This is a genomic window from Niallia sp. RD1 (genome assembly GCF_024219955.1).
GTDB classification, from domain to species: domain Bacteria; phylum Bacillota; class Bacilli; order Bacillales; family Cytobacillaceae; genus Niallia; species Niallia alba.
In genome coordinates, this window is the sequence record NZ_CP100420.1 from 2,143,336 (window position 1) to 2,159,611 (window position 16,276).

Consider the following 16,276-nt stretch of genomic DNA (forward strand, 5'->3'; position numbering starts at 1 on the left):
GGGGGAAATTTGATGAAGAAATTTAAGACAATTTTTAGCATAGTTTCCATTGGGGTTTTATTATTACTTTCAGCATGCTCGGGTGTAAATAATCCAGCATCTTCTGGTAGTGGGGCAAAAGAAAATACGATGTATCTCGGACTTGTAAATGCCCCAGTTAGTTTTAATCCTATTAACTCTTCTGATATTGCGGCATCTTGGTTAGAAAAGTTTATGTTTGATACCTTTTTGGAGATGACTGGACCATTAGAATTTACACCAAAGCTGGCGGAATCCTTTGAAACGGAAGATAATCAACTATTTACAATCAAGATTAACAAGGATGCAAATTGGACAGATGGAACACCGGTTACTTCTGCGGATGTTGCTTTTACTTTAAATTTAGTTGCTAATCCAAAGACAGAAACAGCAGTGGGAGCGTATTTGACCGTATTAGACGGTTTGACAGAAAATGGGAAGTTTCCGGACGGTGTAACAGAAATACCATCTCTAACTATTGTTGACGAGAAGACAATTCAATTTAAAACAAAGGCACCAGTTGACCCGAATATGGTGAAAGAACAACTTGGTTCGAAATTTATGATTCTACCAGAACATAAATTAAAGGATATTGCTCCAGAAAATCTGCAAAAAGATCCTTTCATGATGAATCCAACAGTAACAAATGGACCATTCAAGTTTGTTAAATATGCAAAAGACCAATATGTAGAATATGCCAAAAATGATGATTACTATTTAGGTGATGTAGAACTAGATAAATTATTTGTGAAGATCATGCCAGCTGCGAACCTTGTTGCACAGTTGCAGACAGGCGAAATTAATATGAACGCTGCTGGTGGTATCGGGAAAATTGCTGTTCAAGATTTTGAGACCGTAAAAGGATTCGATAATGTAACAACAACAACAGATAAAACATATGGGTATCAAAATATGAGTTTTAATATGGAAACAATAACAGATAAGAAAGTAAGACAGGCAATTGCCTATGCAATCGATCGTCAAAAAATTGTCGATCAGTTACTTAAAGGAGAAGGAGAAATTGTGGACGGACCGTATACGTCTATAAGCCCTTATCTTGATACAGAGTTAGAGACATATACGTATGATCCAGAGAAATCAAAACAATTGTTAGAAGAAGCGGGCTGGGATTTTAACAAGACAATTGAATTTGTTGTTCCAATCGGTAACAAAGTACGTGAGCAATCAGCCAATATTATTGCGGAAAATCTCAAAGCAGTTGGATTAAAACTAAATACGACTACGTATGACTTCCCTACCATCATGTCAAAAGCAAAAGCTGGTGATTATGACTTGATGCTAATTGGCTTTACTAATACAATTGATCCAGATTTAACAACGATTTATGGATCTAGCGGGTCAAGTAACTATACAAAGTATAACAACCCAAAGGTAGACGAGTTGCTGGAGAAAGGGAAACAAGAACCAGATACGGAAAAACGGAAACAGATTTACAACGAACTTCAAGCAATTTGGAGTGAAGAGATGCCAATCTTTACATTATATTCCGACTATGACTTTGCGGCAGTATCTAAAGATGTAGCATTCGGAGCACCAAAGGTATTTGGTTTCCATAATGAATTATATAAATGGTCGTTGGCCGGTGCCAATTAAAGAAATAAGACGAGCGACTAAGCCCACTAATCTGGGCTTAGTCGTTCTTTTTTTGTTAGAGGTTAGTAGAAAGACGGTGGGGACTGAAAAATTTAAGCAGTTAAGGGTGCGATGGTAACAGAGAAGTGTTCCCTGTGCCCGAGAACAAGAGGAAAGGCGGGAAAAGGTAACAGAGAAGTATTTTCTGTGCCCGAGAACTAGAGGAAAGGTAGAAAAAGGTAACAGAGAAGTGTTCCCTTTTGGAAGCTGAATTCTTTCTTTTTGAGTTTTTGCAATAAAATAAAATAAAATTAAAAGAAAAATCACTTCTATTACACCTTTATCATTTTATTAAATATGAAAATTATGGTTTTCTATCTTGCTAAAAAGAGGTATGATAAAAATAATTTAGCAAACCTAAATAAATTCCATCGATGGTTGGAAATGAATATTTACCAACAGAATTAGGCTGGAGGGAAAAATGGCAAAAATATTTGGTAGACTTCGAGAATATAAACTAAGTGTAACGATTGCTCTTATTCTTATGTTAACAGAGCTCGCAGTCGAATTAGTTCAACCGCTAATTATGGCTAAAATCATTGATGATGGTTTGGCTCACCAAGACACAAAAATTGTGCTCATTTGGGGAGGAATGCTCATTTTATTTTCGCTTGTAGCTTTTGCTGCTGGGATCATCAATACATTTTATTCTTCCCATGTTTGTCAGAATTTTGGCTATAGTCTTCGCAATGAGTTATATCAAATCATTCAATATTTTACCTATTCGAGCAGCAATGTGTTTGCAAGTTCCTCATTGATTACCAGATTAACCAATGATATTACACAACTCCAAAACACGATATTTATGGGATTGCGATTTTTATTAAGAGCACCTCTTTTAATCGTTGGAGGAATCGTTATGTCCTTTTTAGTTAATGTGAAATTAGCGCTCATATTGGCGATTACGATTCCATTAATTGTTGTTATGTTTATTTGGGTTATCAAAATAGGAAGAACCCTTTTTCAATCTGTACAAAAGAAACTGGATCATGTTAACAGTGTGATGCTTGAGAATTTAACAGCAGTCAGACTTATCCGTGCATATATCCGTAAGCAATTTGAAAGAAATCGTTTTATGCATACGAGTGAGGACTTAAAAGATCTTACCCAAAAAGCATTACGAATTATGGAAACTACTGTACCACTCTTATTATTTGCCATGAATCTATGTATTATTGGGATACTTTGGGTTGGTTCCGGACAAATAAATACAGGAGAGGCGCAGATTGGAGAGGTAGTAGCCGTTATTAATTACACACTAAGAATTACTTCGTCCATTTCTGTAGTAAGTATGTTAGTAATGGTTATCTCTCGTTCAAAAGCATCAGCTGATCGGATTCAAGAGATTATTGATATCGAAGAAAAAGATGCGGATAATTTCGACGGAAGTGCGAAATCAAAAATTAAAGGAAAAATTAATTTTCAGCATGTATCCTTTCGTTATCCTTCTAATAGAAGAAATACGATTGAAAATCTACAATTTACAATTAAGCAAAAAGAAAGGATTGCTATATTAGGAGCAACTGGATCAGGAAAAACGACACTTTTTCAATTGATTCCGCGACTTTATGTACCAACAGAAGGAACTATTCTAATAGATGACAAACGTATTGATTCATACTCTTTAAATGCTTTAAGAAAACAAATTGGGTATGTACCACAGGAATCGATGCTTTTTACCGGCACAATTAAAGAAAATATTATGTGGGGAAATCCAAATGCTACCTTTGAAGAAGTAGTGAAGGCTGCAAAAGATGCCCAAATCCACGATACTATTATGTTAATGCCTAATACATACGATACAAGAATTGGGCAAAAGGGGGTTAATTTATCGGGAGGACAAAAGCAACGCCTTTCCATTGCAAGGGCACTTGTTAGAAAACCAAGTATTCTCCTTTTAGATGATAGTACAAGTGCATTAGATTTGAAGACAGAGAAGAAGCTTCTCGATGCAGTCGCATCTTATCAATGTACGCTTCTACTAATTACTCAAAAAGTATCTACAGCTATGAAGGCAGATCGAGTGATGCTTATAGAAAACGGAAAAATTGTAAGTTTTGCCTCTCATGATCAATTATGGAAAACAAACAGCCTTTATCAAAAAATAGTAGAATCCCAACTAGGGGAAGGAGAGTGGGACAATGCAAAGGGAACTAACCGATCCATTTCGCTATCCTAAACCTAACTTAAAGCCAGATGCTTCAGTAGTTAAAAAAGGGAAAAAACCAAAGAATATGGGAAAGACCTTATACAGGTTATGGCGCTATCTTGCACAAAAAAAGAGATTATTATTTCTTGTATTAGTGATGGTTGCCTTAAGCTGTGCATTAGGTTTATTAGGACCATATGTTTTAGGAATGTCTATTGACCGTTTTATTGTAAATAGAAGTTTAGATGGCTTTACAGGAATGCTTGTAGCGCTTGGTTGTATTTATTTTCTCCATTCAGTGGCGTTATTTTTGCAAAATTATTGGATGATTGGTATTTCACAAACGACTGTTTTCCAATTGAGAGCAGACTTATTTCATCAATTTCATGAATTACCGATAAGTTATTTTGACAAAAAACAGCATGGTGAATTAATGAGTCGTGTAACCAATGATATTGAAAATGTAAGCTCCACCTTAAATAGCTCGGTTATCCAGATTTTTTCTAGTATTATCACATTGATTGGGACAGTAGTCGTTATGTTTTTGCTTAGTCCGTTATTAACGTTTCTTACTTTAACAATTGTCCCAGTTATGTTTATGGGAATGAAATGGATTACAAGTAGAACAGGCGTGTTATTTAAGGAGCAGCAAAAAAACCTAGGAGATCTAAATGGGTTTATTGAGGAATCCATTTCTGGTCAAAAAATCGTTAAAACTTTTTCTTTAGAGGAAAAAATGATTAATGATATGAAAGAAAAGAGCGACGAGCTAAAGAATTCCGCTTATTGGGCACAAGTATACTCAGGATTTATTCCGAAACTAATGAATATGTTAAACAATGCTAGCTATGCCATAATTGTTGGAGTTGGTGGGCTATTAGCATTGAAATCAGGTGCTGTGTCTATCGGGGTTATTGTTATTTTTGTAGAATATTCGAGACAATTCACTAGACCATTGAATGACTTATCAAATCAATTTAATACATTGTTATCTGCGATTGCAGGTGCAGAAAGAGTATTTGAAGTATTAGATGAAGAAAGAGAAGAAGTAGATGAAAAGACAGCAATTGTAATGAAAGAGATTAAAGGAGAGGTTCAATTTAGTCATGTTTCTTTTTCTTATGAGTCAGATAAGGAAATATTAAGGGATATTCACTTTAAAGTAAAACCAGGTGAAACAATTGCGCTGGTTGGACCAACTGGAGCTGGAAAAACAACCATCATCCAGCTAATAACGAGATTCTATGATGCAACGACAGGGAACATATTGGTGGACGGCCAAGAAATTACAAAAATAAAAAGAGAAAGCCTCCGCTCGCATATGGGATTTGTCCTTCAGGATAGTTACCTATTTGAAGGAACAATCAAGGAAAATATTCGCTATGGCAGATTGAATGCCACCGATAAGGAAGTCGAGAATGCTGCAAAGATGGCCAACGCTCATGGCTTCATTGAACATCTTTCGGAAGGCTATGACACGATTCTTTCTGCAAATGGAAATGGAATAAGTCAAGGGCAGAAACAGTTGTTATCCATCTCCCGAGCAATTCTAGCCGATCCGTCCATTCTTATACTAGATGAAGCAACAAGTAGTATTGATACAATTACCGAGGTGAAAATTCAAGATGCTTTAAAGCGCTTGATGAAAGGGAAAACAAGTTTTGTTGTTGCCCATCGACTAAATACCATTAAACATGCAGATGTGATTCTTGTTTTGGATAAGGGGATGATTGTTGAAAAAGGATCGCATGAAGAATTATTGAAGAAACAAGGTTTTTATTATGAATTACATCAAAATCAATTTTCCGAAGCGAGCGAATAAATCCTAACAAATGAAACAATATTGCACCAGTTGGTCAATAATATATTTTAGTCTGAGAAGAACAGTTCCAACCTTTTAACTGTTATAGTAGGGTTTGAAGGAGAACTGTTCATTTTTTGACAAAAAGTATTGGATAAAAATGATATTTGACTGACCGGTCATTTTTGTTTACAATAAAGATAGATTCGGTGTATGTCAACAATCCGAAAATAGCCCGATTTATGCAAAGGTGGATGTTGAGAATGAAAACAATTGACCAAATTATTGAATTTTTAAAGAGTATCGGAGTAGACGCAGAAAAGGTTTATAGGAATCCAAAGGAGACATACTAGTTTATGGAAAGTGTAAAACAACTTAAAACATATATAGAAAATAATAATTTTAACTTACATGAAATATCTAATGAATTGAATGAATGGAAAAATAGCTTAATCATATATAACTTTGCTTTAGACGAGATCAATACAAAATTAAAGATTTTAAATGAAGAATTTCAGTTTATTCATAACCATAATCCGATTGAACACATTAAATCACGAATTAAGGATCCAAAAGGCATCATGCAAAAACTTCATCGGAAAGGGCATCCTATTACAATCGAAAATGCGAAGAAATATATACATGATATTGCGGGTGTCCGTATTACTTGTTCCTTTATTTCGGATATTTATGAAATTTATAATATAATTGAGAAACAAGATGATATTAAGGTAATACAAGTAAAGGATTATATTCAAAATCCAAAACCAAACGGATACAAAAGTTTACATTTGATCATAAGTATTCCTGTCTTCTTAAGCACAGGCATGCAAGAAGTATTGGTAGAAATTCAAATCAGAACGATTGCGATGGATTTTTGGGCAAGCTTAGAACATAAAACATATTATAAATTTGATAAATCTGTGCCCGCACATTTACTTAGTGAATTAAAAGACGCTGCTGATGCAGCCCATGAATTAGATGTGAAAATGAAGAAAATTAAAGATAGTGTCGATATATTCCAAACAATAGGGAAAAATCAGACGTTAATATAATTGGCAGGGGCTTCGTTGTGCGAGGAGCTCCTTTTTTTGAGCAAAATAGAGCTAAAATCATTAAATATTCTTCAATCATTACTAACTCTGGAGCTATCAAAAATATAATCATTCCCAATAAATAAGGTTTCATATCAATTTTTCAGTAAATAATTTATAATAAAAGGACATATTTTAAGGTTAGATGTAATTCGTCTAACTTTTGCTTAAAAAGGAGAACGAAATGAAAGATCAGCTATTTTGGAATACATTTAAACCATTTATACAACAAAACTGGGGGAAAGCAGATTTTAAACAAGCAACATCTATCCAAGAACAATCGATTCCACTTATATTAGAGGGGAAAGATGTTATTGCTGAATCCCCAACAGGAACGGGGAAAACACTGGCGTATTTATTACCGGTTTTAAATAAAATGGATGCAGAATCAAAGAATATTCAAGCGATTTGTCTTGCTTCCTCTCAAGAGCTTGTCATGCAAATTTTAGCGGAAGTGCAGAAATGGGGAGAGGGTAGTGGAATTCGAGCTGCCTCTTTTATTGGAGGCGCAAATGTAAAAAGACAGTTGGAGAAGCTTAAAAAACATCCGCATCTTGTAATTTGTACACCAGGGAGAGCACTGGAGTTAATTAAGCAGAAAAAATTGAAAATGCATGAAGTAAAAACCGTTGTTTTAGATGAAGCGGATCAATTATTGGTAGCGGAGCATATAGAATCCGTTCGACAAATAATTAAAGCCACTTTAAAGGAAAGACAAGTTGTCTTGTTTTCTGCGACATTACCGAAACAGACAGAGCTTATTGCAAATGAGCTTGTTCAAGATGCGGAAATTATTCGCATAAAGAAAGATAAAGTAATTGAAGCAGCAGAAGTAGAGCATATTTATTTTCAAGCAGAATATCGCGATAAAGTAAAACTATTAGAGCCAATCTCTCGTTTGAAAAACGCAAAGATTCTTGTGTTCGTAAAAGATATTGGTAATTTAAGTGTTATTCATGAAAAATTAACCTATAAAAAAATTCAAACAAGCATTTTGCACTCTGATTTGAATAAAATGGAGCGTCAAAAGTCATTAAATGATTTCCGAGAAGGAAAGAGAAATATGCTACTAGCAACAGATGTGGCAGCAAGAGGACTTGATATTCAACATATCACACATGTTGTTCATTATGATTTAGCAACAGATCAAACACAGTATATACACCGTTCCGGTAGAACGGGTAGATTTGGTGCATCCGGAGTAGTTGTTAGTTTAGTGACGGAAAGAGAAGAAAGAGAATTGAAACAGATGGCTAAAAAGCTAAATCTAAATTTATCACGAAAAAACTTTTACCAAGGAGAAATGGTGGATTATAAAATTAGAACAAAAAAATAATAAGCCAATTGTTTTAAGCTGTCATCAACCTTAGAGAGTAGGTTAGACGACAGCTTTTTTATTTTGGATGGAAAAAAGCACCGTAAAAAGAAAACTGCTGGTAACAGCAACAAACTTTACGAAAATAGCCAAAAGAATAACAGGTGAAAATGAAAACAAAGATAAAAATGAAAATATAGGCATAAAAATGGAGAAATTTCACAAGATAATACCATAAATAAACAAAGCACTTAAAGGAAGGGTTAAATGGTAACTTTTGCTTATCTATTAATATTTACATCTATGGGTGTTTTAACTGTTGGATTAGATATATTTGTGTTTCATGAAGGGATTATGAAATGTATAAAAAGAATATATGAAGCGGAAGTTGGTGCAGGTGCAATAACAATTGTATTTACCGCAATATTTGGCTTTGTGTGGTCTGTCATTGTCGATTTTCGATTATGGAAAAATAAAAAACAGGGTAAGCAGAAGACCCAAGGATAAAGTTTATCCCACTCTTAACGGACAGTAAGACTCCTCCCTTAAGCTTATGAGAAGAATACGAGGAAGATAAGTGGGAGATCCACTCTGCCTGTATAGGTCCGATTGGTTGAACTAACCATCAGTGGGGGAAGGAGAACCCCCACTGATGGAAGTTTCACTTTATGATTTAAACCCATTGTATACTAATAAGTCATTCTAGTTTAACCGATCTTGAACAGTCTTGAAAGCAAGCAGAAAAAAGTTTCTTTCATGGGATGAAGGTATACATATCAAGATGGTATTTAGTTTGTAGACAAAGGAACCAAGGCGTTTGCGCTTTTCTAAAAGGAAGGTATGACAGCATGTTAAAGGAAAACATTTCGTTAACTCAATTGGCGGCAGTTGTTTTTAATTTCCATATTGGAAGTACGATTGTAATAGGCCTTGGTTTAAAAGCAAAAGAGGATGCATGGATTGCTCTACTAATTGCTTTAGGGCTAGGAATCATTATCACTATGTTTTTTATTTTTATGATAGCTTTAGCACCTGGGAAAAATTTATTTGAAATGTTTGAGTATTGCTTTAATCGACCGATTGCGAAGGGGCTTAGCATCGTTTATGCTGTTTATTTTTTTTATTATGGCTGTCGAATCATTCGGGACTTTGGAGAATTAATTGCCAGTACTGTTCTACCTTTAACACCAATTGAAGTTTCAACAATAATACTAGTGTTAGTAATGGGCTATATATTGTATATGGGATTGGAGGTTCTTGCGAGAACAGCTGAAATCTTCACTCCGTATGCATTTGTGTTTATCATGCTTTTATTTATTTTCTTGTATGCTGGCGGAAATCTTGATTTCTCTAATATCCGGCCAGTGTTAGCAGGGGGATTCAAGCCTATATGGAGTGCTATTTTTCCATATGAAATTGTCCGGCCATATGGACAATTGCTGGTTTTGACCTACATAGTTAGCAGTGTATCTAATGCTAAATATAGCAAAAGAATAATTATTTATAGTGTGCTTATTTCAAGCCTTTTATTGCTGCTTTCATCGTTAATGATTATTTTGTCTTTAGGACATGATATTGGTTTGCGCTCCAATTTTCCTTTATTAAGTGCAGCCCGGCTCGTTTCAATCGGTAATTTCCTACAAAGAATTGATGCAATTGTCGTTTTCTGTATGATGTTAGGAACTCTCGTAAAAAGCTGTATTTATATTTATGGGGGATTAAAAGCTTTAGAATATGTTTTTAATCAGACGTTTCGATATTTTGCGATTCCGATGGTTTGTATTGTAGGCGTTTTTACAACATTAATTGCACGGAATTATACAGATCATCTGAATGAAGGGCTGCAGTCTAATCCTTTCCTATTACATATTCCTTTGCAGTTCGGATTACCAGTAATGATGGTATTTATTATGTTAATAAAACATCGGAACAAGACTAGCTCTAAGAAAAAGATGACTAGTAAGTATACCGAACAAGGTTCTTAAAAAGTTATGTAATGAAAGATAAAAGATAATCTCAGAGTGAAGGAATGTTTATCTTCCTCCAATTAAAATAGCAGGTAAACAAGATAACTTAAAGTTATATGTAAATTAATCCGATAAGGTGCTGAAATGATTATGTTGACAGAAAAACTATCTTTAACCCAAATATTTACGATGATTATAAATTTCCTTCTTGGAAGTTCAATCGTAGTCGGTGTGGGAATTGATGCTAAAAGGGATGCGTGGCTCGTTGTCTTAATCGGAATGTTTATCGGCTTAATTATTATGAGTTTTTATCTTTATTTAATGTCATTGCTACCTGGAAAAAATATATATCAGATAATTGAATATTGTTTTTCTAGAAAGGTCGCTGTTTTATTTGCGCTCGTTTATTTAAGCTATTTTATCTATATTTCTTCAAGAGTAATTAGAGACTTTGGGGAATTAATTACTTCAGCTATTCTTCCAGCAACACCTATAGAATTCACCATTTTAATGCTAATGTTAGTTATTGGCTATATTTTATATCTAGGCATAGAGGTGCTGGGGAGGACAGCGGAAATATTTAGCCCTTATATGTTTGTATTTATATTATTACTGTTCATCTTTTTATACGCAGGAGAGAAAATTAATCTTACTAATGTACAACCAATTCTTAGCAGTGGAATTAAACCAATCCTTAAATCGGCTATTCCGTCTATCATTGCCTTCCCTTATGGTGAGCTAATCGCATTTACTGTTATTTTTGCCCACATAGGGGACTTTAAGATAACTAGGAGGGTATGTTTAATCAGTGTATTTGTAGCAAGCTTAATCTTATTGTCTTCTGTATTTCTCATCATTGCTACTTTAGGAGAAAATACAGCAGCTCGCGCCAATTTTCCATTATTGATTGCTGCAAGGCTTGTTAGTATTGGAGAATTTCTTGAAAGAATAGACGTGTTAGTTGTGTTTATTATGATGTTAGGGATACTAATTAAAAGTTCTGTGTTTTTATATGGTGGCTTAAAAGGAATTGAGTATATTTTTAAAATTCCTTATCGCTATTTTGCGATGCCAGTTTCCTGTATTGTAGCGATGTTTTCTATCTTTATTACACTAGATTTTTCCGATCACCTTGTAGAAGGACTAAATGTCGATTTATTCATTTTACATGTTCCGCTTGAATTTATGATTCCTATTTCAATCACGTCTATAGTACTAGTGAAAAAATGGAAAAAACAAAGGAATGAAGAAAGGGGGCTAAAGGTATGAATTATTTTAAAAAATTAATGTCTATTAATAGCAAAAAAGAAATTCCCTCCAATGTCGTTCCGACCAAAGCAAAGGAAATAGGCATAGATCATCTGACCTTTGAAGCATTAAAAGAGATAATCAATGAAAACTTTGGCAATACTACTGATTTGCAGTCTGATGTGATTCGAGTAGGGAAAAGTGAAGGGTGTATTTATTATTTAGAAACAGTAGTGAATACAGAAATGTTAAAAGAAATGTTAGGAAATACATTAGAGAATTCAGCAGATAAAGATATTGTTATCGCTACAGTGGACGATTTGCAGGAGTTAAGTAAAAAAAGTTTTGGTGTTTCTGGTTATAAATTATTGAAGACAGTTAATCATATCGTTTCATCTATTTTGGAAGGTCGCATTGTTATTGTTTTTAGAGGGGTTGGGCAGGCGCTTAGTTTAAATTATATCAACAGTGAAGGAAGAGCAGTAGCTGAGCCTACTACACAAACAGTAGTAAGGGGACCAAAGGACTCTTTTGTAGAGGATGCGTCGACAAATATAAACTTAATAAGAAAAAGAATAAAAAATCATCACTTGCGTTTTGAAAAATTTATGATAGGAAACGAAACACGGACAAATGTATACATGGGCTATATGTATTCCATTGCAAATGAAAAAATAGTAGCGGAAGTTCGAGCGCGATTAAATAAAATTGACATTTCTGCTGTGTTTGAGTCTGCAAATATCGAGGAACTGATTGTTGATAAAAGTTTTACTGTTTTTCCACTAGCCATGAATACAGAGCGTCCAGATGCAGTAGCGACTTATTTAATGGACGCAAAGATTGCCATTATCATTGATGGATCGCCGTTTGTATTAGTTGTTCCAGCAGTACTTACTGATTTCTTTACTTCTCCGGAAGATAACTATCAAAACTATTTTATGAGCAGTTTTGTTCGTTTAATTCGATATATATCTTTTATGATTGGGTTAATCATGCCTTCTGCGTATGTTGGTGTTTTAACTTTTCATCCAGAGCTTTTACCAACTACTTTGTTATTAAGTGTTATTGCACAACGGGAGAATGTTCCTTTTCCCGCCGTAGTCGAAGTCTTTATTATGGAGATAACCTTTGAAATTCTAAGAGAAGCAGGGGTAAGGATGCCACGGGCTGTTGGTCAAACGGTTTCTATTGTTGGAGCATTGGTTATAGGACAGGCAGCGGCTGAAGCGGGGATTATTTCCAATATTATGGTTATCATTGTTGCGATTACTGCGATTGCTAATTTTGTTTTTCCCAATTATAATTTCGCAAACGCATCGAGACTCATTCGATTTGTGCTGATCATTGTAGCTTCTATATTAGGTCTATACGGTGTACTTTTAATACTAGTATTCATGGTTGCACACTTAAGTTCATTGCGTTCCTTCGGAGTTCCTTATTTAGCACCAGTAGCTCCATTTATCATAGAAGATCAAAAAGATGTATTTGTCCGCTTTCCACTATGGTCCATTAGTAAGCGTCCATCTTATTTAAGCCCAAATATAAAGAATAAGCAAAAGCCGCAAGGATCACCATCTCCTCCTAAACCAGAAAGTGGGAAGAAACAGTGAAAAAAATTGGCGTCTTTCTATGTATACTAAATTGTTTATTTTTACTAACTGGCTGTTGGGATAGAAAGGAATTGGCAGAAATTAAATTAGTAGCAGGGATGGCCATTGATAAAGGAGAAGATGCCAAATACAAAGTGACAGTAGAGGCGTTGAATGAGAAGGAATTAAATACCCAGTATGCATCTGGAAATGCGGCTACAATAGTAGAAGGAATTGAGGGAAACTCTATTTCAGAGATAACGCACCTTTTTAATGAATACTTTGCCGAGTTTTTAATTTATTCCCATATGAAACTGCTAGTAATCAGTGAAGAAGTAGCAAGTGCAGGTATGCTTGATTTTATTGATTTTCTGGAAAGAAATAGAGAAATACGGGATGATTTTAACATTATCATTGCAAAAGATGGAAAAGCAGAAGATATTTTAAAAATATCTGCCCATTATCGAAAAGCCTCTTCTCTAAAGATATCTCCTCAATTAGATCATTTATTGGAGGATTGGGGGGGAGATCCTAAGATGAGCATCATTAATTTTATCTCAGAACTTACCCTAGAAGGGAAAGAGCCAGTTTTAGCGGCTGTCCGCTTAAAAGGAGATAAGGAAAAGGGAAAGAGTATGGAAAATATCATGCAGGTTACTCCTGATGCAATTGTAGTTGTAGATTCATTAGCGATATTTAAAGATGGGAAATTGGTTGGATTTCTTAGCATGGAGGATTCAAGAAACTATTTATGGATTCGAAATGATTTAAAGACTACATCTTTGTCTGTTGAATGCCAAAAAGGAGACTATAGTTCCGTTCGTGTTACCGAATCAAAAACAGAAGTCACTTCTAAATGGAAAAATAATAAACCTGATATTCATGTGAAAATAAAGGCAGAAGGGTATCTTGAAGGAACACAATGTTATAAAAGTGTAGATAAGCTAGGAACAATTGAGAAATATGAAAAATTAGTAAATGATACTTTTTCTCAAAAAATTAAGGATACGATTTCAAATGTACAGAAACAATATCAAGCCGATATCTTTGGTTTTGGAGAAGTGATGAGAAGACAGGATTACCATTCATTTATGAAAGTAAAGGATAATTGGGGAGAAGAATTTTCGAATGCAGATGTAAAAGTAGATGTAGATTTTGTTCTAAGAAGGTCTGGTATACGTTCTAAAAGCTTCTTGACGGAAACAGAAAAATAAAGCAAAGAAAAAACTGTTCAACTTGAACGGTTTTTTCTTTGTATTTGGCTGTTTTCGTAAAGTTTGTTGCTCCATTTTTCCAACTAATTCTTTTTTTCTATTGAAAAAATAACAATCCTTTAGAAAAACTCTCATGGCGGCGTTACCCGCCGCCACCGTCTATCATGAAAACTTGCTCCTATCCCATGATAGAAAGTCTAAACCACTTAACACCTGACCATAATTAATAGTACAATACGACCAGTCCGAAGACTGTTTGGTGGATCAATACAAGTTGATACCCCGTTAGAAAAACTGGTTGTGACAGTTTAAAAGAACCGTCTAATGTGTTTATAAACACGAATACAAAAATTTTGTATGATGACTTCTGTCGCTTGTATTGTATTAAAATCTTTGAGGTGATTATATGGAAGCTATGATTGAACGGTGTGCAGGCCTAGATGTACACCAAGAAACAGTAGTTGCTTGTGTTTTATTTGGTTCATTAGATAAAAAACCAAATAAAGAGATTCAAACCTTTCCAACAACCACAAGTGGCCTTTTGGCACTTAGCGACTGGCTATCCTCACACAAAATAACGGATGCTGTAATGGAAAGTACCGGTGTATATTGGAAGCCCGTTTGGAATGTTATAGAATGTGACTTCCAATTAATCCTTGCCAATGCCCAACATGTTAAAAATGTTCCCGGAAGGAAAACAGACGTAAAAGATGCGGAGTGGTTAGCTAAACTTTTGCGTTCTGGACTAATTGAAAAAAATTTTGTACCGCCCAAAGAAATTCGTGATTTGCGAGATTTAACCCGGTATCGTAAAAAACTCATCCATACACGAACTTCTGAGCGCAATCGAATCCACAAAATTCTACAGGATGCAAATATTAAACTAACTTCTGTTTTATCTGACATTTTTGGTGTCACTGGTTGTCGCATTATTGAAGCCCTAATAAACGGCGAAAAAATAGGTGTGTTTGAACTTCAACAAATGGTTGATTCAAGAGTTAAGGCGAGCACAACAGATATTGCAGAAGCCCTTAACGGTGGAATACGTAAACATCATATTGATATGTTACGTTTCCATTGGGACCATATCAATCACATCGATGAAACAATCGAAAAAGTAGTTGAACGCATAGACCAAGCGCTTATTCCTTATCAAGAGGAGTGCGAACTACTAGATACCATACCGGGTGTGGATAAAAATGCATCCGCAATCTTTATAGCTGAAATGGGTGTAGACATGTCAGTATTTAAAAGTTCTAAACATCTAGCCTCATGGGCTGGAGTGAGTCCAGGAAATTATGAGAGTGCCGGTAAAAAAAAAACAGGTAAAACTCAGTACGGAAACAAATCATTAAGAACCACCGCTGTTGAATGTTCCATGGCTACAGATAGACAGTATAATCGCATATCTGCACATAGAAAAAGAATTATGAAACGACAAGGAAAATCGAAAGCACGGATCGCTTCCGCTCATTTAATCCTAACAATTGCTTACAATATTTTAAAAACAAGGCAACCATATCAGGAACTAGGCCCTGATTATGTTGATCTCGAACAAAGTAAAGAACAAAAAATGATTCAATACTTAAAAAGGAAAGGGTATCGTATTGAACCCACTAATGAACAAATTGCTTAATGAATAACAAAAGCACTATATTTAATCATTCCTAGCCTTTTAAAAAAGTTCAAATTTAGAAGGTTCAGCTTAGTGTTGCCTTTTACCTAAAGAGTTTTCATACAAACAGCCTTGTATTTTTAGGATTAGTCCTTACTAAGACTAAAGTTGTAGAGGAAAATCAAGCTAAGGCATGTTATGAAAAAAACGTCAAGAAGGTAACATAGTAGATAAGAAAGGAGCGAAACACAAAATGAAAAAATTTGGTTTATTTCTTATCGGGGCAACAGCCTCTATCATCCTTTTATCACAGATAGGTCCAATGTTAGGTTTAGTTATTAGTGCAGCGATTCTCTATTTTGCCTTTAAGCAATACACAAAAGCAACAAGCACATCAGGTAAGATAGGATGGGGGACAGCAGGAGTTATCATGCTGATCATAACTGCAAGTAACCTGCCAGCCATTATTGGATTAGCAGCAGCATATGTATTGTATCTTGTTTATAAAAAATGGAACAACAAACAAACTATTATTACAAAAAAATCATCTGATGACCCTTTTCAAAACTTTGAAAAGCAATGGTCAGAACTAAATAAATAAGGAGAGGGTAAC

13 protein-coding genes are annotated in these 16,276 nt (G+C 34.8%); all 13 read left to right on the forward strand.

The genetic code is table 11. The annotated features are described in order from the left end of the window. Positions 1-12: 12 nt before the first annotated feature. The 13 genes from NKG37_RS10205 to NKG37_RS10265 all read left to right on the forward strand — a co-directional run bounded on the left by NKG37_RS10205 (position 13) and on the right by NKG37_RS10265 (position 16,264). The gene (locus NKG37_RS10205) at positions 13-1,632 is read left to right on the forward strand and encodes an ABC transporter substrate-binding protein (RefSeq protein ID WP_101729690.1); all 1,620 of its coding nucleotides are present in this window, start codon (positions 13-15) and stop codon (positions 1,630-1,632) included. 460 nt (positions 1,633-2,092) lie between these two features. Continuing rightward, a complete protein-coding gene (locus tag NKG37_RS10210; protein ID WP_224428038.1) occupies positions 2,093-3,850 on the forward strand; it encodes an ABC transporter ATP-binding protein in 1,758 nt (585 codons plus the stop codon). Beyond that, positions 3,813-5,642 carry an ABC transporter ATP-binding protein gene (locus tag NKG37_RS10215; RefSeq protein ID WP_254416166.1) on the forward strand — a complete coding sequence of 610 codons (1,830 nt, stop codon included), beginning with the start codon at positions 3,813-3,815 and terminating at the stop codon, positions 5,640-5,642. Before NKG37_RS10210 ends, NKG37_RS10215 begins: the two co-directional genes overlap by 38 nt. A gap of 335 nt (positions 5,643-5,977) precedes the next feature. Next, on the forward strand, positions 5,978-6,676 hold the full coding sequence (locus NKG37_RS10220) for a GTP pyrophosphokinase (RefSeq protein WP_169187850.1): 699 nt from the start codon (positions 5,978-5,980) through the stop codon (positions 6,674-6,676). Positions 6,677-6,899: 223 nt separating this feature from the next. After that, positions 6,900-8,051 carry a DEAD/DEAH box helicase gene (locus NKG37_RS10225; RefSeq protein WP_212121209.1) on the forward strand — a complete coding sequence of 384 codons (1,152 nt, stop codon included), beginning with the start codon at positions 6,900-6,902 and terminating at the stop codon, positions 8,049-8,051. A gap of 67 nt (positions 8,052-8,118) precedes the next feature. Next, positions 8,119-8,268 (forward strand): hypothetical protein, encoded by a 150-nt coding sequence (locus tag NKG37_RS10230; RefSeq protein WP_254416167.1) that lies wholly within the window; start codon positions 8,119-8,121, stop codon positions 8,266-8,268. Positions 8,269-8,297: 29 nt separating this feature from the next. Beyond that, positions 8,298-8,537 (forward strand): hypothetical protein, encoded by a 240-nt coding sequence (locus NKG37_RS10235; protein WP_016202264.1) that lies wholly within the window; start codon positions 8,298-8,300, stop codon positions 8,535-8,537. Between the two features lie 341 nt (positions 8,538-8,878). Next, on the forward strand, positions 8,879-10,015 hold the full coding sequence (locus tag NKG37_RS10240) for a GerAB/ArcD/ProY family transporter (protein WP_224428035.1): 1,137 nt from the start codon (positions 8,879-8,881) through the stop codon (positions 10,013-10,015). A gap of 126 nt (positions 10,016-10,141) precedes the next feature. Then, positions 10,142-11,266: a GerAB/ArcD/ProY family transporter gene (locus tag NKG37_RS10245; protein WP_224428034.1), complete on the forward strand. Its 1,125-nt coding sequence runs from the start codon at positions 10,142-10,144 to the stop codon at positions 11,264-11,266. Continuing rightward, on the forward strand, positions 11,263-12,855 hold the full coding sequence (locus NKG37_RS10250; RefSeq protein ID WP_169187853.1) for a spore germination protein: 1,593 nt from the start codon (positions 11,263-11,265) through the stop codon (positions 12,853-12,855). The genes NKG37_RS10245 and NKG37_RS10250 overlap by 4 nt, the downstream gene beginning before the upstream one ends. Before the next feature lie 71 nt (positions 12,856-12,926). After that, complete coding sequence (locus NKG37_RS10255; RefSeq protein WP_235678797.1) at positions 12,927-14,048, forward strand: Ger(x)C family spore germination protein; 1,122 nt, start codon at positions 12,927-12,929, stop codon at positions 14,046-14,048. A 406-nt stretch (positions 14,049-14,454) separates the two neighbouring features. After that, a complete protein-coding gene (locus NKG37_RS10260) occupies positions 14,455-15,684 on the forward strand; it encodes an IS110 family RNA-guided transposase (RefSeq protein WP_100525939.1) in 1,230 nt (409 codons plus the stop codon). A gap of 232 nt (positions 15,685-15,916) precedes the next feature. Further along, positions 15,917-16,264 (forward strand): lmo0954 family membrane protein, encoded by a 348-nt coding sequence (locus NKG37_RS10265; RefSeq protein ID WP_101729681.1) that lies wholly within the window; start codon positions 15,917-15,919, stop codon positions 16,262-16,264. The last annotated feature ends 12 nt before the right edge of the window (positions 16,265-16,276 follow it).